The organism is Vibrio sp. Vb2131, from assembly GCF_033338535.1.
In the GTDB taxonomy this organism is placed as follows: Bacteria; Pseudomonadota; Gammaproteobacteria; order Enterobacterales; family Vibrionaceae; genus Vibrio; species Vibrio alginolyticus.
Genome location: NZ_JAWOSW010000001.1, coordinates 134,443 through 160,896 on the forward strand (window position 1 = coordinate 134,443; position 26,454 = coordinate 160,896).

The window sequence follows — 26,454 nt, forward strand, 5'->3', positions numbered from 1 at the left end:
CAAATTTAGGAGAAATATTCATGCTTATGGATTCTGGTTACGATTCGTACCAACAAGTCGATCTCGACGCTCAAGCGGCAGCAGCAAATCCACACCAATTGGTCATCATGTTAATCGATGGCCTACTCGATGAAGTTGAACGTATTCGCGGCCACCTAGCCGCAAATCGTTTGGCCGAGAAAGGGAATGGAATCAACAAATGCATGAACATCTTGATTGGACTAACAAGTGCTCTAGATGATGAAAACGGCGGTGAAATTGCGGAAAACCTACGCCAGCTGTATGACTTCTGCCAAGTCGAACTTTATTACGCTAGCGTGCAAAACGATGCAAATCGCTTGGTTAACGTTGAGCGTGTAATGGGTAACATTCGTGAAGGTTGGATGAATTTTGGACAACAAGCATAAAGTATCGCCAGAGCGATTCCGTCATTTATCTCAGCTCATCCAGTTCGCCGCAAAAACGGCCGATTGGCATGCGCTCAAGCGGTACGACTTGCAGTTGCGAGAGCTTTTGATCAGTCACAAGCCTTTTTTGAAAGATCCTAAGCTTGCACCTGAAATCCAGCGAGCGAAAACAGTGCACGCTAATGCCTTCGCAGTATTAGAGAAGTCGACCAACGAGTTGAAAAAAGAGATGAACATGGTCAATGACCATCAAGAACGCGCTATGGCCTATCAATTAGCAATGACCATGGAGCTAACTCAATGATCATACCTTCTTCAACTCAGCACTCGGGTAATTCGCCAGCTAACAATGAGGGTCACATCAAGCAAGCGAACTCGGTACACGGCTTTTCTCATGGTTTTAAATCAGTGAACAAGCAGAATGGTGAGCAAGACTTTAACTCTGCGTCAGCGGTACCGAGTTTTCACCTTACGGCCTCTACTTTGAACAGCGCAAACAAAGTACAAAGTCATGGTTTTGATACTGATGACCGCTCAGCTTCAGATCCGGATGCCAACTTGACCAGTACACCAGGGTTAACAGAATCGACTGATCTTGCAGCGCAAGCTCAAGCTTTAACCCAGGGTATGATTACCATGGCAGAGAAGCAGGCTGAGAAACTAGGAAAAGCGTCATCTTTAATGGCTGCGAGCGAAGTTAAGTCTGTTACTCAAGATTCGTCTAACGCCATGTTAAACACATCATCAAAACAAGATGTGAAGCAAAGTCTGCCGACTTCATCGAGTTCGCGTTTGCCTATCTCCGGTGCTGAGTTTCAAACTCTTTTGAATCAACCTGTTCAAGGGCAACCAACCGCCTCTCTACTTCAAGCACAAGCTCCTACAACACAACCTGCACATTCACCGGTTGCGACGAGTCATGTTCAAGCTCAAGGCTCTGAGTGGGCAGCGGTGCGTGTTGATACCACTGCCGGAAAGTGGGGGGAGCAAATGATGCAAGTTTTACATGATCGCGTGACGCTCCAAGCTCAACAAAATGTACAAGAAGCAAAAATCCGCCTAGACCCACCAGACTTGGGGAAACTGGATTTACTTGTACGTGTTGAAGGTGACCGATTAAGTGTCCACATCAACGCCAATGCCGCAGCAACACGAGAAGCTTTAATGCAAGTTTCGGAACGATTGCGTACTGAGTTACAAGAGCAAAACTTCGTTCATGTCGATGTCAATGTTGGCTCTGATCAAAACCAAGGTCGAAATGACCCACATGCAAACGAAGAAGACGCCAATATTTTCGCCGCACGAGAATCTGGTGCATTCCAAACCACGACAACAACTAACTATTCAGAACACTGGCTAAGCACTCAAGCTTAGTGAATCTTCGAGGAAAAAGGTTATGACCAAACAACAAATGATCGCCCTGTTTATCGCCATGATCATCACCAGTGCCCTCGTTTCGGCCGTCACAATTATGGGCGGAATCTGGTACTTAAACAAACACGCTCAAGAGTCACCTGACTCTGGTTCACTGATCGAAGACTCTCCACTGTCTTTTTTGGTCACAGAACAACCGACAAGTAAAGGTCCTAGCTTCCATCCTTTGGACAAAGTCGTTTTGACCGTTAAAGGCAAGAAACAGACTCACTTTGTGATGCTAGAACTGGCAATTGAGACACGCCGCCCAGAGCGTATCAAAGAGATCGATGAATACATGCCTATGGTACAAAACTCTCTATTAAAACTGTTTAGCGACAAAACGTTTGATCAGTTACAGCAAGCGGGTGCCATCGATATTCTGCAAGACGAAGTGAAGCAAACGCTTCTACTCGCTTTTGCTAAAACAGACATCGTCCGAGAAATCGACGATGTTTTGTTGACTAAATATGTTGTGCAATAACGGAGCACAACCATGTTAGACATGAATGTACAAGACACTTACACCACAGAAGAGGAAGTGACAACACCGTCACGACCAATTGATGAAAACGCATTGCTACAACGTCATCAGGTCATGGTAAAACGCGTAGTTAACCAGCTGCGCGTTCATGCCACTTCTCACTGTAGTATTGAAGATATGCAGCAGATAGGCCTCATCGCTCTAGTCGAGGCTGGACGCCGATATGGCGATGTTGACGATCCTCACTTTCCTGCTTTCGCCGTTTGTCGAGTTCGGGGAGCTATTTTAGACGAATTACGCCGACTAGATTGGCGTTCACGTAAGACTCGTCAACAAGCCCACGAGCTCAACGACGTGACTCGAGATCTCACTCGAACGTTAGGTCGAATGCCAACGGATGCCGAAATCATCCAGGCTTTAGGGACGAATGAGCAAGATTATTACAACCGTCAAAATGCCGCTCTCGCAGGCGAGATGCAAAGCCTTGACCAACTGATGGAGAGCAGCGGTGATAGCTACATTGGCGGACAATACGATGGCATGGAACATGAACATATTCGTCGTAGTTTAGACAGTGCTTTGGGTAAGTTACCTAAGCGCGATCAACTGCTCCTGACTCTGTTCTATCAACATGAACTCAACTTACACGAAATAGCTCTGGTATTGGATCTGACACCACCTCGTATATGTCAGCTTCACAAACAAGCGCTGAAACAACTCAACCAATTAATGTCCTCTTAGGAGTCACAAGATGCAAAAGTTTTTTGGAGTGCTCACTATCCTGGTGTGCGTCTTCGGTGGATATATGTGGGCCGGTGGTAGCTTAGGTGCTATCTGGCAGCCAGCCGAATTCCTTATCATTATTGGCGCCGCTGCTGGTTCTCTGATCATCGGTAATCCGCCTCATGTACTGAAAGAAATGCGTCGCCAAGTGCCAGCGACCATTAAAGGTCCAACAGAAGAGCATGAGTACTACATGGAATTAATGGCACTACTCAACAACTTGCTAGAGACAGCGAGAAACCGCGGATACAAGTTTCTGGATTCTCACATTGAGGCTCCGGAGCAAAGCTCTATGTTCCTCGCTTACCCGACGATCGCAGAAGATCATCGCCTAATTTCTTTCATTACTGACAATTTACGTTTAATGGCAATGGGACAGATGTCGCCTCATGAATTAGAGGGACTGCTAGAGCAAGAAATCGAAGCAATACAGAACGAAATGCTTTTACCTTCACGCTCACTACAGCGTACAGCAGAAGCACTACCTGGCTTCGGTATTCTTGCAGCAGTTGGTGGCATCATTATCACCATGCAAGCTATTGATGGCTCAATCGCTATGATTGGGTATCACGTTGCGGCAGCTCTCGTTGGTACATTCATTGGTATTTTCGGTTGTTACTGTGGCTTAGATCCACTAAGTAACGCCATGGCTCAGCGAGTAAAACGTAATATGACTGCTTTTGAGTGCGTTCGTGCAACCTTGGTTGCCTACGTAGCGAAAAAGCCGACATTGCTCGCCATTGACGCTGGTCGTAAACATATTCAGCTAGACATCAAACCAACATTCAACCAAATGGAGAAGTGGTTAGCTGAACAGGAGGGATAATGCAAAAACAAGAGCATGTAGTGTTCAAACGTGCCAAAGTATACAGCCATGATGAGTCGTCTCATGGCGGCGCGTGGAAAGTCGCGTTTGCTGACTTCATGATCGCCCTAATGGCGCTGTTTCTTGTACTTTGGGTTATGCAGGTGGTAGACAAAGAAGAGCGTAAAGCGATTGTTGCCCACTTGCATAGTTCAAGCGTATTCGACAAGAGTTACGGCAACCCATTTGATACGTCACAAAGTATTTCTCCTATCGACTTGGCACAGGACTCTTCTGTGCCAAGTAAACACAACTCCAACCATGTAGTAAGCTCTTACTTTAAAGGTGATGGGGATGGACCAGAAATTGATTCTTTGATTCCTGGTAACTTCGATACTCAAGAGCAACTTGCCGCACTAGCGAAAGTAATTGAGCAAATGACTGCCCAAATTAATGCGCAGGGAAATGTAAACGTCACGGTGACACCACAAGGTTTGCGTATCGTCCTTCAAGATGATTACAAACAGCACATGTTCAGCCGTGGTGGTGCAGAACTTACTCCTTTTTTTGAAGATTTACTGCTCGCACTAGCACCTGTATTTCATCGTGTTAACAACCCTCTGATCATCAGCGGACACACAGATGCAATTCCATTTAAAAAGCGTTTTGGTCGTCAATCTAACTGGGCGTTATCAGCCTCTCGAGCAGACGTAGCAAGAAATACGTTAGTTGAAGGCGGTATGCCGGATGATAGAGTAATGCAGGTAACGGGTATGTCAGATAGAGCGCTGCTTAATCCTGATGAGCCAGATTCTAGCGAAAACCGTCGTATTGAGCTGTTTGTTTTAACGACTCCTGCCGCTAAAGTGCTTGAGACCCTTTTTGGCAACCACCAAGAAAGTGAACTGCAAAAAGCGAAAGATAAGGCTGAATTCAACCAACCAGTCATTCGTCAAGAAGTCATCAATTACTCCGGCGATACCGCCACCAGCGAAGTAAAAATTCAAGAATTATAATCTTAAAAGGTCACCACTCTGATGGTGACCTCTCTAACCAAAGCCTCTGTTACTGTGACTTTTTAGTTGAGTTCTATATGCACATAACATCATCCGAAAAAAGAAAAAGCGACTTACTGAAGAAAGCCTTTTTATGGCTCATTGTCTTCGATTACCTTTTATTGGCGTTTTTCTTAACTCAGCTATCAAGTATGACACTAAACAGCGGAACCATGATCAGCTTGTTACTTGTTGTTTATAACGTCTTACTTGTTTCGCTATGTTTTCAACGAACCAACAAGCAGGACTCTTACATTATCTACCCTGTTTTGTCCGCAACGTTATTAGCATTTGTCTGCTTTCTTTACTTCTTTTTTTTAATTTAGCTCCCCGACTCGACCATTGATTTTATTTTTACTGCTTTTTCGAAGTGGTCGAGCTGATGAGTCTGAATCCACCACGTAGCCGCTTCCATCAACAGCTCTGGGTCGTCATTTTTATTAGCGAAAAACGCATAAAATGAGAGACCAACCAATTCACCTTTACTCGCGATCTTTTTGTCACAGACCTCTATAATTTTGTCTCTCAGCGAAGCTCTCATTTCTAATCCCTTAACCTAGTACATACTCACTAACCATACGGTTGAAAGAAATCAAATCAAACGAGCCTTTAATTTCAAAACGCACTCTTCCCACCTCACTCATGAAGAACTCGATTTCACAATCCAAATCAAAAGTACCAGAGGTCTCGATAGAAAATGCATTGATCTTACTGTAAGGCAAAGAAGTGTAATCCACTTTTGAGCCGGTAATCCCTTGCACATTTGCCGCTATCACTCGCTTGTTCGTAAACACCACTTGGTCACGAACTGTTTTAAAAGCAGCGAAAATAGTCTCACCATCAATCAAGAACTTAAGGAAGTCTTCTCTGGCATTAGAAACGTCAATCGGCTTAAGCTTAAATACAGAGGAATTGTCGAAATCAATCATAATTAATCCTTTGAGTGGGCGTTAGAACGAATTATCAACGTATCAGATAGCACCACTTTTGCCTACTCGCAACGCACGTTTCTGCTTGATTCGCCCAACAACGAAGCGTCACTCACTTCCACCCTTGCATCCATTGCTCAGAGTCTTTTAGGTCTTGCCAGTTCATCTCTCGGTCGCGTTTACTCATGACTGCCTCGATGACACATCTCACAACGTTACCATCTTCATCTAGTTCCATTTCTGTCACGACAAAATGCTTCTCTTTGTTTTTAGGTGAAATTGCCGTCCATTTACTGTGCAATAGTTTCTTAGGGTGGATTCTGTTCATCGCATTGTACCAATTTAACTACCATGTTGATGTATACGACTGAATACCAAGAGAGAATCAGATTTTGTTTTTGCAAACCGACAAAAGATAAAACCGCAAAAGAGATCACTCCCTTTCGCGGCTCTAACTACAATCCGACTAGGTCTTCTGACCATTCAGTCGAGGGTTTAAGTACTGACTTTGGAGCAACTGTAGCCCTTTACCGACCAGAACAATCACTACCGCGCCAATCAGGACAGGCGTGAAGAGAAAACTCCATCCCTGCCCAGACGCCATGATCAAAATTGGATTTGCCCCCGCAGGTGGATGAGTGGTCTTCGTAATCAACATCGCAGACACACCTAGCCCCGTCGCAATCGCGAGCGTGACCGGCGTGACGTCAACATACTGGCTAAACGCAATACCGATAGATGCCGTAATGAAGTGACCAATGATCACGTTTTTTGGTTGAGCGAGAGGGCTGCTAGGCACCCCAAACACCAGTACTGCGGTAGCACCAAATGGTGCCATGAGAAGTACTACCTCAGTAAGAGATACCTCGGCGTAAGACAACACACCAATAGCCAACGTAGCGCCAAGCCCGGCAACCAACGATAAAATTAAATTATTCATAAACACCTCAAAGTAGACCGAATTGTCTACAAAATAAAATAGACAAATCTGTCTACCTTTGTCAATATGTGTTTATGGAACTTTTTGAGGACATAGTTATGAACAAAAAGAAACAGTTATTGATCGACACAGCTTTGTCACTGTTTTACAAACAAGGCATCAACTCTATTGGCATCAATGAAGTCCTCAATGTTTCTGGCGTGGCTAAACGCACGCTATATAACCATTTTGAGAGCAAAGAAGCGCTTATCATCGCCGCATTAGAACAACGCCACCAAGTATTTATGGAATGGTTGGAGGAAAAGCTTTCTTCAGCACAAACGTGCGCGGAAGTGATCGATCAGTTATTTACAGCACTCAACGGCTGGTTTCATGGCTCTGAAGAAAAGTTGGGCGAGTTTCGCGGTTGCTTTTTCATCAATACGTCCGCGGAATTCAGTGACGACAGTGGCGAGATCGCAACGTATTGCCGCTACCATAAGCAGCAAGTCAGAGAGCTAATTCAACGCTATCTCAAATCAGACAACGCTTCATTACTCGATGCCATTTGCATCATGAAAGAGGGCGCGATCACTACCGCTTACATGACGAAAGAATACGACAACGTCACGAAGAAATGCGTGACCATTTTGCACAAGCTGTAATGCGGTCAGGTATAGTCATTCGCGAATTAAGTATTCAAACCAAAGGCACCTATCGGTGCCTTTTGTTTTACTTAGTGAGTGTACTTACAACTCGTGCTCGGTACGTGCGATGATGTCGTCTTGCGCGTCTGGTGATAGCGCGGTGAAAAACGCTGAGTAGCCTGCAACTCGCACAACAAGATCACGATATTGTTCAGGGTTCTTCTTCGCAGCTAGCAAGGTCTCGCGAGAGACGATGTTGTATTGCACATGCCAACCCTTGTGGTGGTTGAAGAAGGTGCGAATCAGCATAGAGAGCTTGAGCTTATCCCCTTCAGACTCAACCGCTGCCGGGCTTAACTTCTGGTTAAGCAGCACGCCACCAAGGATCTTATTCGCTTGGATCTTACCGACCGAGTTGTACACAGCTGTTGGACCTAAACGGTCTGAGCCAGACGACGGGCTTGCACCTTCTGCCAATGGTGTTTTCGCTTTACGGCCGTCTGGCGTTGCCATGGTTGAAGCACCGAACGGGACGTTTGCCGAGATACTTGATGTACCTGCGTAGTAACCGCCACCAATTGGACCACGCCCATGACGCGTATTAACGAACTGCTCTAGCTCATCAATGTACACTTGGTACGCGTCTGCGAGCAGTTGGTCTACCGCGTCATCATCGTTACCGTATTTTGGTGCAAAGTTGATAAGACGTTGGCGAAGCTGCTCGTTCTCCATTCCGTCGAAATCTTCTGCCAATGCTTTTGCAAGCTGTTGTTGTGAGATAAGGGGCTGGGTGATCTGCGCATCATCGAAAACAAGATGTTTGATTGCAGCTAGGCTGTTACCCAAGTTTGCGATACCGACTTGCAAGCCAGATACCCAATCGTATTTCGCGCCACCTTCTTTCACGGTTTTACCGCGAGCCAAACAGTCATCCACTAACGTTGAACAGAAGATGTCTTGAGCTTGCTGTTCAAGTACGCTGTCGACTACTGTATCAATCTCAATCGATTTGCGGGTGTAGTAGCGGATTTGCTCTGCCCAAGAAGCCGTTACTTGCTCAAAGTTCTCAAAGTTGCCTTTTGCTAATGACTTATCGTGCGGCAAGAAAGCTTTACCCGTTGTTGCATCCACACCTTCGTTCAATGAAGCGAGCAGAATACGGGCGAAGTTAATGAAGCTCATGCCCGTACAACGGTAACCCCATTTGCCCGGAACCGCCGTCTCGATACAGCCGATAGATGCGTAGTTGTACGCGTCTTCTTTCTCTACGCCAAGTTTGATGAATTCAGGAATAACAATCTCATCGTTGTTAAACGCAGGCATACCGAAGCCACATTTAATCACTTCAACACAACCCATCAGGAATTCTTGGTTTAAACCCTCATGGTAACGCACACTCAAGTTAGGTTGCGTCGAACGTAACTGACCACAAGATTCCAGAATCGCCCAAGAAAGTGGATTCACTGCGTCTTCAGGCTCACCCTTTTCATTCAACTTCTGACCGCCGATACATACGTTTTGATACAACGGAGAACCTGCGGAGGCTTTTGAGTGCGCACCAGAGCGAATCTTGTTTACTTCAAGCAACTTCAACCAGCAGCTTTGTAAAAGCTCTAGTGCGAAGTCTTTCTCAATCGTGCCGTTTTCGATATCGCGAACATAAAATTCGTTGAGGAATTGGTCCATACGACCGAAAGAAACCGAGTGACCGTTCGATTCGATTTGTAGCATCAATTGAACGAAGTAGCTCAATTGCAGTGCTTGCCAGAAGTTTTCCGGCGCATCACTCGCGACATGACGACAGTTTGCCGCAATGCTTTCTAACTCAGCTTTGCGCAGCGGGCGCGTCTCTTCTAGCGCCATTTTTGCCGCCAATTCAGCGTAGCTCACCATGTGCTCTTGAATCGCAAGCAGTACAATTTCGACCGACTTGTAGAACTGCTCTTTCTTCAAGCCTTCAAAGGTCGAAACATCATTGTTAGCACGGTGCTGACGAACATCCCCTAACAAACCGTTCATGCCTAGCTTCAAGATTTTCTCGTTATCCACCGCAAGGTGCGCATCACCCGAAGTCATGTTGCCTTCAGCTTTAATGATGGTGCTGGCTAAGATCTCTTGCTGCTCATCAGTAAACAAACCATAACAACGGTCTTGAACGGTTTTACCGCGCCAGTACGGCGTGATGCTGTGGATGCTTTGCTTATCTTCTTCAGTGACCGCAAAGCCTGCACCAGGACGGTCGGCTAGCTCATCAATTTCCGCTTCAATCCAACGAACTGTGTATTCTGGGAAAATAGGCGCAGCGCGTACTTTGCTCGCTTGGTTACCGACGATCAATTCATCGTGCTTAATCCAAATCGTACGAGTGCGTAAGTGCTCTTGCAGTGCTAACGCACGTTGGACAATCACAGGTTTGTCTTCGTTTGCTTGATAAGCACGAGTGTATGCCTCTGCACGCTCGGTACAGACAGGTGGCGTTACGATATTTACCAGTGCCGATTTGTGCGCTTTGATACGCTCAGGAAGGTAATTCAGGTCCATAGTTAACCTCTTACAATCACGTTAAGTTGGGTGTTTTCGCTTGCGTATTGCATGGCGCTTTCTAGCAGTTCTGGTTTGTTTAATGGCTTGTCAGAACACTCGTAAGGCATATCGAGCAAACGGTATTTATTGATGCCGAGCGTGTGGTACGGCAGCAAGTGAAGTTCTTGGCAGCTCTCTAGTGAAGCCGCGAAATCGATGATGTCTTTCAACTCTTCGATGGTGTCATTGAACCCCGGCACAACGGGAACGCGAATCACAATGCGTTTCGCGATTGGTGCCAGTTTTCGGAAATTGTCTTTGATGCGTTTTAGTGAACCTTTCGCCCAGCTAAGAAACTTTTCTTCATCGGTGTGTTTTAAATCCGCCAACCAGCAATCAATATGCGGCGCGGCTTTTTCGACGTTCTTCCACGGCACATGCATGCACGATTCAATAGCGGTAGAGACTTGGTTGTCATGCAGACGCTGTGCGAGCTCTGCTACCAAATCGGCTTGCATGAGTGGCTCACCACCGGAGAAGGTCACACCACCTTGGCTTTGGTCGTAGAAAGGTTTGTCTTTCATCAAGGTGTCGAACAACATGTCTGATTTCGCCTCTTCACCGCAGACAGTCAGTGCTTGCGTAGGACAGACGTCTCGCAGCGCGATCAGTTGGTCTTCTTTGATGGCTTTGCGATTGATGATGATCTGGTTGTCGATGCGTTGAATACCATCGCTCACCGTTTCACTACCCGCAGTAGATTGAGTTGTAGCTTGATAAGCAGAAACGCACAGCTGGCAACCTTCCATACAGCTTCGCTGATCAAACAGCAGTGAATGCTTTTCGCTGCGGCTTTCTGGGTTTTGACACCAAGGGCAAGACAAGCTGCATCCTTTAAGAAAAAGAATGGAACGAATGCCATCACCATCATGGGTAGAGAATCGTTGGATATTGAAATACATCTCTGCTTGCCTCTTGGTCTGTGCTACCGCTGTGTACTTAATCCGTTTCTTGCTGGTTAAGTCTTATGAACAGCTTTTGTGTTTTCGAACTGAAAGCTTCATTTGAGCATTTACAAGTTTCACTTAACTTTCATTTAATGAAATTATTATAGTTTCAAATGAAATTTCAATTGATCAAAATCAAGATCTCGTTCGATTGTCAGATCTATAGTGATCCCATCATCAAAACGAAGATTTTGTTTAAGGTAGAAACCATGATCGAACTTTATTTAGATACTGCTGATGTGGCAGAAGTAAAACGCTTTAACCAATGCCTACCGCTAAAAGGCGTGACGACAAACCCAAGCATTTTGGCGAAGTCAAAGCAGGGACTGAATAAAACCCTCGCAGGCATGCAAGAAGCACTTGGCGGTACACCTCGCTTTCACGCTCAAGTCGTGAGTTCAACCGTCGAAGGCATGGTGGCAGAAGCGCGCCAACTGAATGAATTGCCTTACGATATAGTGGTAAAAGTGCCAGCAACAGAAACCGGCTTAGCGGCAATTAAGCTAATGAAAAAAGAGGGAATTCAGGTTCTTGCTACCGCTATCTATTCCGCTCAACAGGGTTTCCTTGCGGCACTGTGCGGTGCAGACTACCTAGCACCTTACGTAAACCGCATTGATGCGATGAACGGCAACGGTGTTGAAGTGGTCGCGGATCTTCAATTGTTGCTCGATCAAAACCAACTACCAGCGAAGATTTTGGCAGCCAGCTTCAAGAACACTCAACAAGCGATGGAGGTGATGAAACTGGGCATCGAAGCCATTACATTACCAACCGATGTGGCGGCACAAATGTTCGCTCACCCAGCAGTAAAACCGGCGGTTGAGCAGTTCGATAAAGACTGGAAAGAGACGTTCGGCGATAAACTTTCATTTGAAAGCTAATTCAAAGTAGCAGCTAGACTTCATAGTTTACAATAAAGGGAATCTGAACTCACCCTGTGCGTCGGTGAGTTAAGATTCCCTTTTGTATTTCAGATAGAGAAGTAGCGCTACAGCAGTTCTCTATTGGTCAGTGACCAAAGGTACACGCGCTTGAGTAAACTGATTTTGATCCTTTTACGAATACCTCGTTTGGAATGGCGGAGTCGGTTTGGTAGCGTAATGGCTTTCATCTCGTTTTTCATTTCTTTTCCATCCACCAACACAGTAGACCTCCGATGCAGTAAGCCAGCATATCTTTCCAATCAAATGTGGCGCCCAAAATTACAGCCAGAGGGGATGAAGATTCGATACCAAACCAAACTGCGACCTGTAACAGTTGCCCTAACTCAACAGCAAACGCAATCAACACCACCAGTGAAACCAGCCAGTTAACAGGCATGGAGAACAAACTTGCAAGAAAGTAGTAGAGCCAAACCACAACGAGAACATCACCAACTGTCGGACGAATAAAGCTGTCTCGAACATAGAGCGCGATAACGACCAATGCGATAAAACACACCAAGCTTTTGAGTCCATTTTTTACCGAAAATCGCAGGCGGATAGCAGACGTTTCTTCCACCATATTGCTTGGCTGCCCAGTGAGAATTGCTCGTTTAAACATCTTCATGATTCGCCTTTGCGCTTTCTTCCGCTTTCTTATTTCGTGCGTACCAGTCGATGTTGCGTGTAATAACCATAGTGAAGCTCAAAATCGCGAAACACAGCAATGTCCCCATCACCAATGCGTAGCTTTCTGCTTGTAGCAAGCCAAACAGTAATCCGTAGAGAGTGAGCAAACATGCTCCAAATATCGCGCCGTTTTTGGTGTTGCTCAACATACCGCTCACGTACACACTTAAAAGCCCGGTCGATGCGACTGCCGACACCACATACGCCCAGTTAAAGCCGAGGTGTTCACTCATCGAAATCAGCAATAGATAAAAAAGCGCTAAAGCCAGACCAATAAAGCCGTATTGCACTGGGTGAACCGGACGCGCTTGGAACAGCTCCAGTAAGAAGAAACTCGCAAATACTAATGTGATAACCAACAGTGAATAGTTCACAGCTCGGTGAGATTTCAAATAGTGGTCCACGGGATCAATCAAATCTACGCCCATTTGTCGCTGTTCAAGCTCGTGACAAGCGTGATTCGATGACAAACAGCTTTGGAACAACTGCGCGATATTGGTAGAGAAGTTGTTGCTCGCCCACTGTGCATTAAATCCATCTTCAGAGACTTCTGATGACACCGGTAAGTAATCACCAATAAAGCTTGGATGTGCCCAAGTTGAAGAGAGTTCAACCGTTGTTTGACTGCCGATTGGTGTGACTTGAAGCTGACCCATCCCTTGCAGCAAGAAGTTAAGATCGAAAGCCAAAGATTGTGCCGGGTTTAGGTCTGCAAGTGTCAGATCACTGTGGAAGCCTTGTGGTAATTGATTTAACCCCGTTCCCGGTGCGACTTCGATGTCAGCACTCGCCATGGTCATGTCATCCAAACGAATTAATCCGCGGCTGTCTTCAATGCCAACCACTAGGCTCATGTTGTCAATATCAAGCCCCTGCAACGCCGCGAGATCGTCTGCATCAAAAGCACCTTTCAGTGCCACTTGTGCTTTGTATAAACGCGCACGGTAAATGCCTCGGTACTTTTCAAAACTGTCCAGATTCGCGCTCATATCAAAAGTGCTAGGTAAAAGAAATTTACGACGCTCTTTAATCTGTACTTTGTCATCTCGGTAACTGGTTTCGGTGTAGTTAACCATGATGAATGGACCAATGATGCGCTGTTCGCCGCTGCTGCTGCGTGCGATGTCGTTTCTGACTTCATCTTGGCGATATGAGCGTTCTGAGATCAGCCCTGTGACCATTGAAAGCGGGATTTGCAGTAAGACAAACAAAAACAGCACGAAGGCGAACTTCATGCCGAGTTGGTTAGTGAGGATCTTTTTCATGTTTCATTCTCCATTTGCTGATTGGAGTAATCTAAATCAGCAATTTGGAGAACAAATGGAGCTAATGTGGAGTTTCTATGGAGTTGGTAAAATCAGGGTCACTTTCACGCCAGAATCGACGTTTTCTACTTGCAACTTACCCTTGTGCAGCTTGATCACTTGCTCAACAAAATTCAGCCCGAGCCCAGTGCTTTTAACACCATTTTCCCGAGCGAGGGAGTAGAAGCGCTCGGTCAAACGAGGCATCGCGTAGTCGGGAATGTGAGGACCTGAATTGAAAATCGACAGGCACATTTTCTCTTTCGTGACCTCAGCCTTCCATTCAATACGTCCCTCTGAATGAACGAAATCCAGCGCATTATCCATCAAGTTAAAAACGGCTTGTTTCAGTAAGAAGGCATCACCAAGCACGGCGAGATGGTCATCAATTTGGATGTTGGCAATCACCGACTTAGCACTCAAACGCGCATCCGCCGATTCAACCACTTCATTGACCATTTGTTTTAGCGAGATAGCTTCGACTTGCTCTAGCTCGGGGCGCTTTTCAAGACGAGCCAGTTCTAGCAACTTATCAATCAATGACTGCATGCGGTCGCTTTCTCGCTCAATGTTGCCAGCAAAGCGCGTGACCTTTTCTTCAGGCAACGGCATTTGCAATATTTCACTCGCGCCTTTAATCACTGATAACGGGCTTTTCAGCTCATGAGTCAGCGTCTGTACGTACTCTTCCACATATTGTTTACCATCGAGCTGATTGCGCATTTTCTCCAATGCGTCGCTTAGCGTGCCGTACTCATAAAAGATACGAAATGTCGGCTTAGAGACCTTTTCACCTTCACCCATTTTGGTCGCGTAGTCTTCTAGCTTGTTCAGTGCTGAGTGAATTCGCCAAGCAAACAATGCCCCTGCCAATAGCACTAAACCACTCATCCACACCATCCAAAACAGCACATTGCGTTTAGAAAGATCGATGAAGGGTTGTACTGAGCGATTGGATTTTGCCACCGTCACGCTGCCAATGATTTCACCTTTGTGGTAAATGGGCGCAGCCACGTGCATAACGGTTGAGAGCGGATCTTTCGGGTCTTCGATGGTACTGCGCGCGCCGTATTGACCACGCAACGTGAGATAAACATCGTTCCATTGCGAGTAGTCTTTGCCTACGTCTTGCTGCCAAGAATCCGCAATCACAATGCCTTGTTTATCGGTAATGTAAATTCGATGGTTAATCGCTTTTTTGCCAATTTCCCAAATGCGCGCTTGAGGCTCTCGCTGCCCATAAGCCGCTAGTAGTTTGGAGAAGCGACTCTCAGACAACTTTCCGTTCGCAACATCTTCTTCTGCCAATACTGCAAGCAAGTTCGCCATATCCACTAGCGTCTCTTCGGTGGTTTGGCGCACGGTTGGCTTAAGTTCTTGGACAACCGTTTTGCTCACCATGTAAGCCGTCATCCCGACTAAGATGAAGTAGAGAAAAAACAGTCTGAGTCCAAGCGGGATCTTCGGCCAGCGATTCATCATTCACCTTTAATGCAGTAAAAGTAACCAAAGCCACGTTTGGTACAGATGCGTTCAGACATCTCAAACGGCTTCAACTTATTGCGAATGGCTTTGATATGGGTATCGATATTACGCTCATATGCAGCCTCTGGCGCCATGTCTGCCGCGATCATAAGTTGCTCTCGACTCAATACATTGGAAGAGACAGAAATCAGTTTATCGAGGATCTTGAACTCCACCGCGGTCAGCCCAAGCATTTGCCCGCCAACACCGTAGTCGAAGTTCTGCGCAACTAAATCATGGTTCAATGGAGGTTGTTCTGGAACAGCTACAGGCTCTGGTTTGTGCTCTATCATTGGCGCTTTAGCTTTGATTCGAAGTTTAATGCGCGCCAGCATTTCGCGCGGGCTAAATGGCTTAGTCACGTAATCATCCGCGCCAATCTCCAAGCCCACGACGCGGTCAATTTCATCGCTTCTTGCTGTGAGAAAGATAATGGGGATATCAGAAAACTCACGGATGGTTTTGCACAATTCAAAACCATTGCCATCCGGTAAGCCTACGTCTAAGACAAGTAACGCTGCGGAGTTGTGCTGCAAAAAAGCTAAGCCCTCTCCTGCTGTTGCAAACCACTCTGCGTGGTAGCCATCCATCTCTAATACATGAATCAGGTTCTCTGCGATAGCAGATTCATCCTCGATAATAAGGACGGTGGGTTGTTCGCTCAATGTCTTAGCCTCATTGACGGTGTTTATCTTTATGTTGGTATTATCACTTAATTTGGGGCCAAGGCTAGTGGATTGATGCAGCAAAGGCGCAGTTCGTGGATAATACTAATCAAACACACTTCTATTCAGCATAATAAATTTATCACTTAGATTAATGAGTCACCACAATTGTGAATACAATGATTTCAACCATTGATATGAACAGTGTTCATTTTAAACTCAAGTTATCAATTCGATTTTATTTAAAGGACAGTCACTGATGAAAAGAGCGCTAATCCCCCTGGCTTTACTGACTTTGCTCTCAGGTTGCGCCAGCATGTCTCCGGATGAGTGCAAAACGGCAAACTGGTACAACGTAGGTTATCAAGATGGCCGAGATGGCAACGATCCAAACATTATCAATAGCTATACCGAAGACTGTGGTGAAGCGGGTGTGACACCCGACCGAGCGAAATGGAAAGAAGGCTTTGATAAAGGCACTATCCAATATTGCTCACCAGACAATGGGTACACTGTCGGTATCGAAGGCAAAGAATACTACGGTGTGTGCAGCAGCAAAGAGTTCATTGAGAACTACCAGTTAGGTCATCAAGAATATCAACGCCAGCAACGCATCCAACAAATCGATACTGAAATCTCGGTCATCGATAATCAGCTTGATGGCAATCCAGACAAAGATAATGCCAAGAGACTGAAAGAGAAGAGAAAGCGATTGGCTGACGAGCGTTCAAGCCTCTTGTCGCCAGCCATCAACTTGAATCTGAATTTCTAAATCGATTGGATTTAGCTTCTAAAAATTCATGGCCCTAGCTCAGTTCTAGGGTCATGAATTGACTGTTCGGATCGAGTTCGTAATCCCCGAACGGCTCGCAGTACACAAAGCCATGCTTTTCATACAACAGGCGCGCTGGTTTAAAAAACTCCATCGAGCCCGTTTCTAAACTCAAGCGCTGCAAACCTTTTTGCTTCGTTTGCTCAATCACATGAATCAATAATTGAGATGCCACACCTTGGTTTCTTGCCGTAGGCGTGGTGCGCATGGATTTCAGCTCCGCGTGTTGGTCATCCAACTCTTTAATCGCTGCACACCCAAGCAGTTGCTCACCTTTCCATCCGGTCCAAAATGTCACTTCTGGCGCTTTGAGCTTATCTAAATCTAACGCATGCACGCTTTCTGGTGGTGACGTGGCGTACATGTCCTGTAAATGTCCTTCCAACAGCGCTATCACTTGCAGCCGTTCTAAATTGTCGATTTCAATCCTCATCTTTCCATCCTTGGTTTTTCCTAGCTAAAGCGGCTGTCTCATAATGTGCTGCGGTCCAACGGGGCCGCCGTGGTAAAGCTCATTGGTATCTTCAAACCCTGATTTTAAATAGCACTGATAAGCGGGTATGTTGCGGCAATTCACAGTGAGATAAAGCGCATCAAACTCGGGATAATGGCGTTTGGCGAAATCGGCAAACTGTTGAATGGCTTGCTTGGCGATGCCTTTGCCTTGATGACGGTGATCCACCAGCAAAGCACGTACGCCTAAACTGTTTTTCGGGCAAAAATCGTATTTCTCGCTGTAAGCAGCATCAAATAGAAAAAAGCCAACCACGTCATCGTCTGCCAAAATCAGATGCGGAAGCTCTGTGGGTTCAAGACGTGTAAGCATTTCACCCACATCCGCGACCGTAAACTGCGATTGCTCTTCTAGAACGCTAAGTTCGCAAGTTTGTTCATGTCGCTCAGGCGAATACTTTTCAATAGTAATCATAATCTTCCTTGTTGTTTTTATGCTCAATTCATACAGGGTATGTCGTAAATAGAAATACCTAGTGTCGTATTTCCCACTCGCAGGCAAACGTTTAGCACTCTATTATCCTCGCCATTCGATAGAGAGGTTTCCATGTCCCGTTTTTTACTTTGCAGTTTTGCACTCGTCTTACTCTACCCTACTGCCATTGATTTGTATCTTGTTGGTTTGCCTCAAATTGCGTCAGATCTCAACGCCAGTGAATCTCAGTTGCATATTGCGTTTTCGATCTATTTAGCTGGCATGGCTACGACGATGTTATTCGCGGGGAAAATTGCAGACTCTGTGGGACGAAAGCCTGTTGCCGTCGGCGGCGCGATGATCTTCGTGCTCGCGTCTTTTCTCGGCGGAATGGCTGAGCAACCAAACGCTTTCTTGATTGCTCGCTTTTGCCAAGGCATCGGTGCTGGATCTTGCTATGTCGTCGCGTTCGCGATTTTACGCGACACGTTAGACGATGAACGCCGCGCGAAAGTATTGTCGATGCTCAATGGCATCACCTGTATCATTCCAGTGATCGCACCCGTGATTGGTCACTTGATTATGCTGAAATTTCCTTGGCCGAGTTTGTTTACCACGATGGCAGGAATGGGCATTCTCGTCAGTGTATTGGCCATTTTTGTTCTCAAGGAATCACTACCCAGCCAACAAGGTGAAGAACAGACAACGCCAGAGAGCCATCAAGAGACTTTCTTCGAGCGATTTTTTATCAGTAGGCTGATCATTACTGCACTGGGAGTGACCACCATCCTGACCTTTGTTAACGCTTCACCAATTGTTGTGATGAGTATGCTTGGTTTTGATCGCGGTGGCTATTCTTCCATCATGGCGGGGACTGCGACGATCAGTATGTTGATTTCGTTCTCGGCGCCATTGGCATTGGGGATTTTCAAGCAGCGAACCTTAATGATGAGCTCTCAAGTATTGCTCGTTTGTTCAGCCATCGTGCTCAGTGCAGCCCATTTCCATGATGGACAACCTTTTTACTATGTGTTCGGACTTGGGCTGATTTGCGCAGGCTTCGCTTGTGGCTTTGGCGTGGCCATGAGCCAAGCGCTCAGCCCATTCTCTCAACAAGCTGGCGTGGCGAGCTCGTTACTGGGCATTGCTCAAGTTTGTAGTTCCGCGTTCTATATTTGGTTTATGGGTTTCATCGGCGTTACTGCACTGAATATGTTGGTGTTTATCTTAGTGCTAGGTAGCGTAATCAGCCTTGCTCTAATACTATTGATTCCAAAGCCTGTTCACGATACCCATTATGAAGAAATCCCTAGCGCGACTTGATTTAAACTTACTGTTCACTCTGCAATTATTGTTGCAAGAGCAAAGCGTCTCGAAAGCCTCGAAAAAGCTGAACGTTACGCCCTCTACCGTAAGTAAGTCGCTCAACAAACTTCGTCATTGGTTCGATGATCCTTTGTTTGTCAAAACACCTAAAGGTCTTGCGCCAACGCCCTTGGCGCAAAGCATGGAGCAAGATCTTGCAGAATGGCTGCAAATTGGCTGCCAGATTGCAGAAAAACGCAGCGATATTACGCCTAAAGGAGTGCGTTTTGATATCACGATTGAGTCGCCATTAGTGCTCACAATGCTGGACAGACTCATCGTCGCTATCCACCATCGATACCCTGAAGCGAAAGTAAAAACCAGTAACTGGGATTACGACTCACTCGACGCCATCATTCGAGGCGAGGCGGATATCGGTTTTACCGGCCGAGAAAGCCACCCTAGATCGAAAGAGTCGTTGGATCTTCTGCCTTATTTCTTGGATTTTGAGATTCTATTTTATGACCTGCCGATGGTGTATTTACATAAAGATCATCCGGCATTACAGCAAGAGTGGAATCTCGAGACCTTTCTGAGCTACCAACACATCAATATTGTTTGGGAAAAAAGTGAAACTTGGGCGTTGGATGAAGTATTAACGGAACCAGGGCTACAGCGCTCTATCGGGCTGACGATGTCCAACTTTGAGCAATCTCTTTTTATGGCAGCGCAGCCGACGCATGACATGATCACCACCGCGCCGCACTATTGCAAAAGTTACACAGAAAAGCTGCATCTCGATTTGGTGTGCTTGCCAATTCCATTAGACCAAGCTCAACAAGACAAGTTACTGATTCCATTTACCATGATTTGGCATAAACGCAATGCGTACAATCCCAAATTGCTATGGTTGAAAAACACCATTAAGTCATTGTACAAACAACCTTCCCAACCACAGTAAGACTCAGGCTAAGGTCAGGTTTTCTCTGGTTATTTTTAATGACTTTCTTGCTCTGATAGCTATAACTAATCACTTTATCAACTAATAAAAATGTTCTTTTGGATCTACACTAGCTGTTCATTTACACGCTAAGGATCAAGGATGTCGACCTTTTTACTCACTGCCATTGCAATGCTAGCGTTCGCTGCCAATTCATTATTGTGTCGACTTGCCTTAGCAGAAGGGTTAATTGATGCAGGAAGCTTCACGCTCGTTCGATTGATATCCGGCGATGTTATCTTAATCGCAATGCTTGTCGTGAGAGGTCAGTGGAAAACCGATCGGCCAACTTCTCGCTTTCGCTTTTTTGCTGGCGTGGCGTTATTTGGTTACGCTGCCCTTTTCTCTTTCGCGTACTTACAACTGGCGACAGGAACCGGTGCTTTGCTTTTGTTTGGTGCCGTGCAACTTACATTACTGGCGATCTATTGGTGGCAAGGTGAGCGCTTTCAGTTTCTCGAAATCATCGGTATCGGCCTTTCAATTGTTGGGTTTGTTTGGTTGATGTTGCCATCTGCCACGCGCCCCGATATTAGCTCTGCACTTCTCATGTTGATTTCTGGCGTTTGTTGGGCTGCGTTTACTGCGCTCGGTAAACAAGCGCCTTCTCCAAGTAGTGGAATCACGTGGGGATTCATCGCTGCATCAATAATTGGCGTGCTCCTTTCGCCATTAATCTTGTCCTCAATCCACCTTTCTTTGAGCGGAGTGTTGCTCGCTATCGCATCTGGTGCCATTGCCTCTGGCCTTGGTTATACACTTTGGTACCAAGTCGTACGTAAGCTCTCTTTACTTCAAGCCGCCGTCAGCCAACTTTCCGTGCCAGCCATTGCTTTACTACTCGGCAGCATCGTACTCCACGAGCCTCTTTCACTGCATACTCTTTTAACCAGCGGCATCATTCTTGGTGGGATCGCTTTGGTTTTTTTATCTCGATCCAAAAAAACAAACGAACAATCGGCAAGCCGATAAAAAGTAATAACTTTCCCTCTCAAATACCCATTCATCATCTATGCTTTTTAAAGCAGTAAAGCTCATTGCAGATGGTACAAGTGGTCTGCTTTGGTACCAGGCGAAGAATATAAGGTGAGAATTGGCTCACACAATGCAGCGATTTTGTTTCAAAAGTGAGAATCATCACAGATCGCGAATTTGCTCGTTTTAGGCGTTTCACCAATAACGCCAAGGGCTAGCACGAGATCAAGCCAAATACGCACTTTTTGTTTTGACAAAGGGTTTACAAAGCACACTTTTTCACCCGCTATATTCCGCCCCCCGAATTTATTCAGAACAAGATTCTGATTATTCATATAAGAAATTCATCAACTTATAACGATAAGCCTGAGCAAACTTTGACACTATGAACGACAAAATAAAATTCGCTATTAAAGTATCGCTTAGCCTAACTCTGGCTTATCTGATCCCGTTTGCCATGGGTTGGCCGCAAGCATCGACGGCCGCAACCACAGTGATGCTGATTGCATCCACAGGCAGTCGTCGTGAATCCCTCGCCAAAGGTACCTTACGCGTGTTAGGTACATTGGTTGGTGCCGTGGTTGGCTTGTTACTGGTGGGGTTGTTTGCTCAAGATCGCTTGCTGTACATGCTGAGCGTGTCGGTTGTGGTCTCTTTCATTTTTTACTTCCGTAATGCCTATCAAAAAGATCCTACGCTACTCATGCTGACCGGTGTGATGACGTTGATGATGTCCAATGGCGGTGACGCAGAAGGTGCGTTCCTTTATGGCGTTGACCGCGCCTATATGACGGTGTTTGGGGTGGTGGTTTACACACTCGTGGGGACTTTCTTATTCCCGACCAAAACAGAACAAAACCTAAGACAGCTCATCGAACAACTCAACCAAGCACAACGCGCGTTGTTCACCGCTATCTTGCAAAATTTCGAGCAAAAATCGGCAGGGCAAATCTCTCCTCAAGAAGGCGGAGAAGAAAATCCAGAAGCTGAAGAGCCACAACCTAGCGTGGACACTCTCATCGAACAGATGTTTGCCGCCCAAAATGCGCTCGAACAGCGCTTTGCTACGGTCAGTGTGGAATGCAGTGACGTGTCGGCCTACATGAAAGAGTGGCGCTTGGCGGTTCATTTGAACAAGCAGGTAACGCAACAATTGACCGTTGCGGCGCACAGCCACTTTAGCCACCAGCAAGACCGTGAAAGCATCAGCAACTTTGATCAAGCCGTTGCGGAAATTGACGCGCTATTTGATACCTGCCAACAAGTCTGGGACGAAAAAGAGCCCGCTTTTCGTGCTCAGGAATTCAAAGTCAAATACAACCAAGCGTTGCTAGAAGACGCAGCTCACCTAGAGAAAGGCTCTGCGCTTACGCTTGGTCACCTGTTGGAACTGATGCATCAAAACTTGTCGCGTTTAGCGGAGAGCATTAGCTGTATTGACTCTGTGACGAACAATGTCTCCTTTGACGTGCCACTGCCGAAACCGAAAGGCAAGTTTCTATGGTGGGACGCAGAAAACTTTAAAACTGCGGTCAAAACCTTTGTTACCTATTGGGTTGCAGGACTGATTTGGATTTATTTCAATCCACCAGGCGGCTATTCATTCGTGGTCTTCTCGACCATGTTTATGTCTTTGCTGTCGTTCGTGCCTGTGCACCCAATTTTGTTGCTTGTGCTGTTCACTTTCGGCTTCTTGTTCGCGGTGCCTTCTTACGTCTTCATTCTTCCGCAATTGGATCTCGGGTTAGAACTTGGCCTGTTCATCTTTATCTACACCTTTATCGGCTTTTATCTGTTTAACGGGCCAGTGACGATTTTCTATATGATTGGCTTGTTTGTTCTTGGTTTAGACAACAACATGTTTTATCACTTCGGGATCCTCATGACGATCATACTGTTGTTCTACATGGTGGTGTTCATGATTATTTTCGCGCACTACTTCCCGTTTAGCTCACGACCAGAACACCTCTTTTTGACCATAAAAGAACGCTACTTCCGACATACCCGAGAGCTGTTCACTACCTATCAACAGCAGTCCAGCTCGGTTATTACGCCGCTCAAACGGGCCTTGCACTTGGTGACGCTCAATGTCTCATCGAAAAAGCTCAAAGTCTGGGGTTCGAAAATCAACCACAAACACTTTGATAAAACCACGCCAGAAGCGATTGGCGCGTTTAGCAAAGCGTGTGATGTACTCAGTAATCACATCAACATCTTAATGGCCGCCGAGAAAAAGTTGATGACCAATCCACTAATTACTCAGCTTCGCCAACAGCACCGCGATTCCATCATTCCTTTGATGGCGGGCGCTTTAGCCAGCCATCAAGCAACACAAGAACTCGACTCCGTATTCGACCAATACAGTCAGGATTACCAAACATTCGAAGATAAACTGGAAGATTTTTTTAGTGAGTTGGATTTATCTGACTACGCTTATTCAGAGATAGCCGGTTTTTATATCTTGCTGAATTTAAAACGGAACGTGTTCGAAGCAATCAAGCATTGCAAGCAAACCTACGAGGATATCGATTGGGTGAACTTACAACAGAAGCGTTTTTAAAGGTGGGGATATGATGCTTCCAAAACTAACCAAACCAAGCCTCGCCATACTTTCTTTGCTCGGACTCAGTGCGTGTACCACGGTAGGACCAGATTATGTTCATCCAAAGCAGGCGCCACTGCCAAGTGACTGGTCGGTGCAAAAAGCAGCCAAAGATACGCAGCAATCAGAGCAACAGCTACAACAATGGTGGCAGCAATTTAATGACTCAACTCTTAATCAGCTGGTTGAGTTGGCGAGCAAACAAAACCTCGATTTAGAAGCCGCAGGGCTACGAATTGTCCAAGCACGTTCATTGCTTGGTATTTCGACTGGCTTGCAATACCCACAAGTTCAAACCGTGTCAGGAAACCTAGCGCGTGCCTACGTAAATGATCAGGGCGTGAATAACGCCACTTTGTCGTTTGATGCTGCTTGGGAAATGGATGTTTGGGGCAAGTATGCTCGCGGAATTGAGTCGGCAGAAGCGGGTTACTACGCATCCATCGCATCGTATCACGACATCATGGTCACTATAACCGCCGAAGTGGCGCGCAATTACATCAACTATCGCACATTCCAAGAACGTATTTTGCTGTCTCGCCGCAATATCGAGATTCAAGAGCGTGTCGTACGTATTACTCAGGTGCAGTTCGACTCTGGCAACGTTACAGAATTGGACGTTCAACAAGCTAAAAACCAACTCTACACCACCAAAGCAGCGTTACCGAGCCTCGAAGTGGCAATGAAGCAATCACGTACTGTGTTGGCTTTGCTACTGGGTCTGTTACCAGAAGAAGTAGATCGACTGCTACAGTCGGATGGGATGCACAAGCAAATCGCTGAGTACGAAGCCCAGTTCAAATCGACGGGCAGAAAATCGGCGCTATCGGGCACCGACGAGCGTTCCATTGTGCCACGTCCACCGCTTTTGGATACGCAAGTGGATGCTAACTTAGTGATGCGACGTCCGGATTTGCAAGTCTCTGAGATGCAAGCTCGCGCGCAAAGTGCGCAGATTGGCGTGGCAGAAACCGCTCTGTACCCAAGCTTTTCGTTGTTCGGTTCCATCGGTATCGACAGTACGGTTCCCGATGGCAGCAGTTTCAGTTTTAGCGATTCGCTCACCATGGTGGTTGGCCCAACGTTCAGTTGGAACATTTTCCAATACGGACGCGTGAAAAATAACATTCGTTTCGAAGATGCTCGCTTCCAGGAAACGCTGACGAACTACAACAAAAAGGTACTGCAAGCCGTTAATGAAGTCACCAATGCAATCGAAGCGTACGACCTGTATTTGCAACAAAAAGATTTACGCTTGCAATCGGTCAACTCTTCCATTCGTGCGTTCAACATATCCATGACACAGTACGAAAACGGACAAATTTCATTCGAACGTCTGCTTAACTCGGTTGAAAAAATGACCCGTGCGGAAGACAGCTACGCAACGATCAAAGGGAACGTGGCGAACCAAGTTGTCGCACTCTATAAAGCCCTCGGTGGAGGCTGGCAAACCCAAACAGGCAAACCCTTCATCAGTGAATCGATTGCCAAGCAAATGACAGAACGAACTGACTGGGATGGTTATTTAAATGAAGAAAACCGCGTATTGCCGCCTTTGCGCCTCGAAACTCCGGCTGAGACCAGTGATGAAAACAAAACGGAGGATCTCTAATGCCTCATGAACTTTCTTGGGGAGACGTTTACTTTTCTCCCACGTTACTGGTGCTCTTTCTCGCCGTCACGGCCACGTGGATAACAGTGATGATATTGAACAAGACACGTTTGTCTCGCTTCATCGCTTTTCCGTCTCTGACGTTTATTGCCATCATGGTCGGTTATGTGGTGGCCATCGACAGCTTTTATATTCAATTTTAGGTGCCAAACAAGATGAAAAAACTATTCGTAATCGCACTCAATCTTGTCATTCTTGGTGGCGCAGCTTGGCTCGGCTATCAAAAGTTTGAGGAATACTTTAATAACCCATGGACACGAGATGGACAAGTGCGTGCTAACGTCATCAAAGTGGCTCCTCGCGTATCAGGCCCAATTGTAAATGTCGCGGTGCAAGACAACCAAGAAGTAAAAACGGGGGATTTACTGTTTGAAATCGACCCTGCGACTTACCAGGTTGCGTTATCTCAAGCCGAAGTAGCACTGGAGCGCTCCATTGTTAGCTCTCGCGGTAAAAAAATCGAATATGACCGCTTAAAAGACATTCGTGCCAAAGACCGTGGCGCAGTTTCTCACAAGGATCTGATTCGTCGTGAAATCGCTTACGAAGAATCGCTACTGCAAATCAAATCTGCAAAAGAGCAACTCAAATCAGCACGCCTTAATCTCAGCTTTACCAAAGTTTATGCGACCGTCGATGGCTTTGTATCTAACCTCGATATTAGAAACGGTACGCAAGCGGTCGCAAACCAACCACTGCTCGCACTGATCGACAAAAACAGCTTTTGGGTATTTGGTTTCTTCCGTGAAAACCAACTTGCGCAAATCGAACCTGGCAGCCAAGCGCGTGTCACTTTGATGTCTCACCCAGACACGCCAATTGACGCGACGGTTGACTCGATTGGTTGGGGTATTGCGCCCAAAGACGGCACGGTCGGCTACAACCTTCTTCCAAACGTAAACCCTGTTTTTCAGTGGATTCGCTTAGCACAACGTATTCCGGTGCGAATCTCCCTACAAGAACTTCCTGAAGATGTTGATCTTCGATTCGGGCTTTCTGCGTCCATCATGGTGATGAAAGAGTCATCCGCAGAAAGTGAACAATAACTAAGTGAGAAGAGCC

Annotated in this window: 30 protein-coding genes; 18 read left to right on the forward strand and 12 right to left on the reverse strand. The window is 46.2% G+C overall.

The genetic code is table 11. The features are described 5' to 3' along the window. The first annotated feature begins 20 nt into the window (after positions 1-20). From fliS to R7E38_RS00620, 8 genes are all read left to right on the forward strand, one after another. Positions 21-407, forward strand: coding sequence for a flagellar export chaperone FliS (gene fliS / locus R7E38_RS00585; RefSeq protein WP_005375014.1), 387 nt, complete (start codon positions 21-23; stop codon positions 405-407). After that, positions 391-711: a hypothetical protein gene (locus R7E38_RS00590; RefSeq protein ID WP_005375013.1), complete on the forward strand. Its 321-nt coding sequence runs from the start codon at positions 391-393 to the stop codon at positions 709-711. Before fliS ends, R7E38_RS00590 begins: the two co-directional genes overlap by 17 nt. Further along, on the forward strand, positions 708-1,781 hold the full coding sequence (locus R7E38_RS00595) for a flagellar hook-length control protein FliK (protein ID WP_226082778.1): 1,074 nt from the start codon (positions 708-710) through the stop codon (positions 1,779-1,781). The genes R7E38_RS00590 and R7E38_RS00595 overlap by 4 nt, the downstream gene beginning before the upstream one ends. Before the next feature lie 22 nt (positions 1,782-1,803). Next, positions 1,804-2,304: a flagellar basal body-associated protein FliL gene (gene fliL / locus R7E38_RS00600; RefSeq protein ID WP_005375011.1), complete on the forward strand. Its 501-nt coding sequence runs from the start codon at positions 1,804-1,806 to the stop codon at positions 2,302-2,304. Between the two features lie 12 nt (positions 2,305-2,316). Continuing rightward, the gene (locus tag R7E38_RS00605; protein ID WP_005375008.1) at positions 2,317-3,045 is read left to right on the forward strand and encodes a FliA/WhiG family RNA polymerase sigma factor; all 729 of its coding nucleotides are present in this window, start codon (positions 2,317-2,319) and stop codon (positions 3,043-3,045) included. Between the two features lie 10 nt (positions 3,046-3,055). Further along, entirely contained in the window at positions 3,056-3,913 is an 858-nt protein-coding gene (gene motA, locus R7E38_RS00610) for a flagellar motor stator protein MotA (RefSeq protein ID WP_005375006.1), read from the forward strand. Further along, a complete protein-coding gene (locus tag R7E38_RS00615) occupies positions 3,913-4,908 on the forward strand; it encodes a flagellar motor protein MotB (RefSeq protein WP_005375003.1) in 996 nt (331 codons plus the stop codon). Before motA ends, R7E38_RS00615 begins: the two co-directional genes overlap by 1 nt. Before the next feature lie 77 nt (positions 4,909-4,985). Then, positions 4,986-5,273: a hypothetical protein gene (locus tag R7E38_RS00620; protein WP_005375002.1), complete on the forward strand. Its 288-nt coding sequence runs from the start codon at positions 4,986-4,988 to the stop codon at positions 5,271-5,273. Here the strand turns inward: R7E38_RS00620 and R7E38_RS00625 are convergent. The 4 genes from R7E38_RS00625 to R7E38_RS00640 all read right to left on the reverse strand — a co-directional run bounded on the left by R7E38_RS00625 (position 5,270) and on the right by R7E38_RS00640 (position 6,816). After that, the gene (locus tag R7E38_RS00625) at positions 5,270-5,488 is read right to left on the reverse strand and encodes a DUF6500 family protein (protein WP_017634431.1); all 219 of its coding nucleotides are present in this window, start codon (positions 5,486-5,488) and stop codon (positions 5,270-5,272) included. The two genes, R7E38_RS00620 and R7E38_RS00625, sit on opposite strands and share 4 nt — an antisense overlap. A 10-nt stretch (positions 5,489-5,498) precedes the next feature. Beyond that, complete coding sequence (locus R7E38_RS00630) at positions 5,499-5,876, reverse strand: PH domain-containing protein (protein ID WP_005386881.1); 378 nt, start codon at positions 5,874-5,876, stop codon at positions 5,499-5,501. A gap of 112 nt (positions 5,877-5,988) precedes the next feature. Beyond that, complete coding sequence (locus R7E38_RS00635; RefSeq protein ID WP_005374999.1) at positions 5,989-6,204, reverse strand: TIGR02450 family Trp-rich protein; 216 nt, start codon at positions 6,202-6,204, stop codon at positions 5,989-5,991. Positions 6,205-6,342: 138 nt separating this feature from the next. Further along, positions 6,343-6,816: an HPP family protein gene (locus tag R7E38_RS00640; protein WP_005374998.1), complete on the reverse strand. Its 474-nt coding sequence runs from the start codon at positions 6,814-6,816 to the stop codon at positions 6,343-6,345. Positions 6,817-6,914: 98 nt separating this feature from the next. Here R7E38_RS00640 and R7E38_RS00645 point away from each other — a divergent pair, with 98 nt between their 5' ends. Continuing rightward, the gene (locus R7E38_RS00645) at positions 6,915-7,460 is read left to right on the forward strand and encodes a TetR/AcrR family transcriptional regulator (RefSeq protein ID WP_054574902.1); all 546 of its coding nucleotides are present in this window, start codon (positions 6,915-6,917) and stop codon (positions 7,458-7,460) included. Between the two features lie 84 nt (positions 7,461-7,544). On the opposite strand, the gene R7E38_RS00650 is transcribed toward R7E38_RS00645, so the two are convergent. Together R7E38_RS00650 and R7E38_RS00655 are read right to left on the reverse strand one after the other, a co-directional pair. Further along, complete coding sequence (locus tag R7E38_RS00650) at positions 7,545-9,983, reverse strand: formate C-acetyltransferase/glycerol dehydratase family glycyl radical enzyme (RefSeq protein WP_226082774.1); 2,439 nt, start codon at positions 9,981-9,983, stop codon at positions 7,545-7,547. A 2-nt stretch (positions 9,984-9,985) separates the two neighbouring features. After that, positions 9,986-10,927 (reverse strand): glycyl-radical enzyme activating protein, encoded by a 942-nt coding sequence (locus tag R7E38_RS00655; protein WP_226082771.1) that lies wholly within the window; start codon positions 10,925-10,927, stop codon positions 9,986-9,988. Positions 10,928-11,181: 254 nt separating this feature from the next. Between R7E38_RS00655 and R7E38_RS00660 the strand changes: the two genes are divergently transcribed. Further along, on the forward strand, positions 11,182-11,856 hold the full coding sequence (locus R7E38_RS00660) for a fructose-6-phosphate aldolase (protein ID WP_226082768.1): 675 nt from the start codon (positions 11,182-11,184) through the stop codon (positions 11,854-11,856). A gap of 238 nt (positions 11,857-12,094) precedes the next feature. Here R7E38_RS00660 and R7E38_RS00665 read toward each other — a convergent pair whose 3' ends face one another. The 4 genes from R7E38_RS00665 to R7E38_RS00680 form a co-directional block, all read right to left on the reverse strand. Then, on the reverse strand, positions 12,095-12,523 hold the full coding sequence (locus R7E38_RS00665) for a DUF2809 domain-containing protein (RefSeq protein ID WP_226082767.1): 429 nt from the start codon (positions 12,521-12,523) through the stop codon (positions 12,095-12,097). Next, complete coding sequence (creD, locus tag R7E38_RS00670; RefSeq protein WP_226082766.1) at positions 12,510-13,850, reverse strand: cell envelope integrity protein CreD; 1,341 nt, start codon at positions 13,848-13,850, stop codon at positions 12,510-12,512. The genes R7E38_RS00665 and creD overlap by 14 nt, the downstream gene beginning before the upstream one ends. A gap of 75 nt (positions 13,851-13,925) precedes the next feature. Next, positions 13,926-15,368, reverse strand: a complete 1,443-nt coding sequence (creC, locus tag R7E38_RS00675; RefSeq protein ID WP_226082825.1) for a two-component system sensor histidine kinase CreC — start codon at positions 15,366-15,368, stop codon at positions 13,926-13,928. Next, positions 15,368-16,078, reverse strand: a complete 711-nt coding sequence (locus R7E38_RS00680) for a response regulator (RefSeq protein ID WP_226082765.1) — start codon at positions 16,076-16,078, stop codon at positions 15,368-15,370. The genes creC and R7E38_RS00680 overlap by 1 nt, the downstream gene beginning before the upstream one ends. A gap of 259 nt (positions 16,079-16,337) precedes the next feature. On the opposite strand from R7E38_RS00680, the gene R7E38_RS00685 reads away from it, so the two are divergent. Continuing rightward, positions 16,338-16,850, forward strand: a complete 513-nt coding sequence (locus tag R7E38_RS00685; RefSeq protein WP_054730098.1) for a DUF2799 domain-containing protein — start codon at positions 16,338-16,340, stop codon at positions 16,848-16,850. A 34-nt stretch (positions 16,851-16,884) separates the two neighbouring features. On the opposite strand, the gene R7E38_RS00690 is transcribed toward R7E38_RS00685, so the two are convergent. Both R7E38_RS00690 and R7E38_RS00695 read right to left on the reverse strand, forming a co-directional pair. Beyond that, a complete protein-coding gene (locus R7E38_RS00690; RefSeq protein ID WP_226082764.1) occupies positions 16,885-17,343 on the reverse strand; it encodes a GNAT family N-acetyltransferase in 459 nt (152 codons plus the stop codon). Between the two features lie 24 nt (positions 17,344-17,367). After that, positions 17,368-17,838 carry a GNAT family N-acetyltransferase gene (locus R7E38_RS00695; RefSeq protein WP_005499894.1) on the reverse strand — a complete coding sequence of 157 codons (471 nt, stop codon included), beginning with the start codon at positions 17,836-17,838 and terminating at the stop codon, positions 17,368-17,370. A 132-nt stretch (positions 17,839-17,970) separates the two neighbouring features. On the opposite strand from R7E38_RS00695, the gene R7E38_RS00700 reads away from it, so the two are divergent. The 7 genes from R7E38_RS00700 (at position 17,971) to R7E38_RS00730 (ending at position 26,438) form a co-directional block, all read left to right on the forward strand. Next, entirely contained in the window at positions 17,971-19,161 is a 1,191-nt protein-coding gene (locus tag R7E38_RS00700) for an MFS transporter (protein ID WP_054576593.1), read from the forward strand. Next, positions 19,136-20,104: an HTH-type transcriptional regulator YidZ gene (gene yidZ / locus R7E38_RS00705; RefSeq protein WP_226082763.1), complete on the forward strand. Its 969-nt coding sequence runs from the start codon at positions 19,136-19,138 to the stop codon at positions 20,102-20,104. The genes R7E38_RS00700 and yidZ overlap by 26 nt, the downstream gene beginning before the upstream one ends. 141 nt (positions 20,105-20,245) lie before the next feature. Beyond that, positions 20,246-21,115, forward strand: a complete 870-nt coding sequence (locus R7E38_RS00710; RefSeq protein ID WP_226082762.1) for a DMT family transporter — start codon at positions 20,246-20,248, stop codon at positions 21,113-21,115. 388 nt (positions 21,116-21,503) lie between these two features. Next, entirely contained in the window at positions 21,504-23,678 is a 2,175-nt protein-coding gene (locus R7E38_RS00715; RefSeq protein WP_226082761.1) for an FUSC family protein, read from the forward strand. Between the two features lie 10 nt (positions 23,679-23,688). Further along, positions 23,689-25,332 carry a TolC family protein gene (locus R7E38_RS00720; protein ID WP_226082759.1) on the forward strand — a complete coding sequence of 548 codons (1,644 nt, stop codon included), beginning with the start codon at positions 23,689-23,691 and terminating at the stop codon, positions 25,330-25,332. Continuing rightward, positions 25,332-25,535 carry a DUF1656 domain-containing protein gene (locus R7E38_RS00725; RefSeq protein WP_005374946.1) on the forward strand — a complete coding sequence of 68 codons (204 nt, stop codon included), beginning with the start codon at positions 25,332-25,334 and terminating at the stop codon, positions 25,533-25,535. The genes R7E38_RS00720 and R7E38_RS00725 overlap by 1 nt, the downstream gene beginning before the upstream one ends. A gap of 12 nt (positions 25,536-25,547) precedes the next feature. Continuing rightward, a complete protein-coding gene (locus R7E38_RS00730) occupies positions 25,548-26,438 on the forward strand; it encodes an HlyD family secretion protein (protein WP_170893949.1) in 891 nt (296 codons plus the stop codon). The last annotated feature ends 16 nt before the right edge of the window (positions 26,439-26,454 follow it).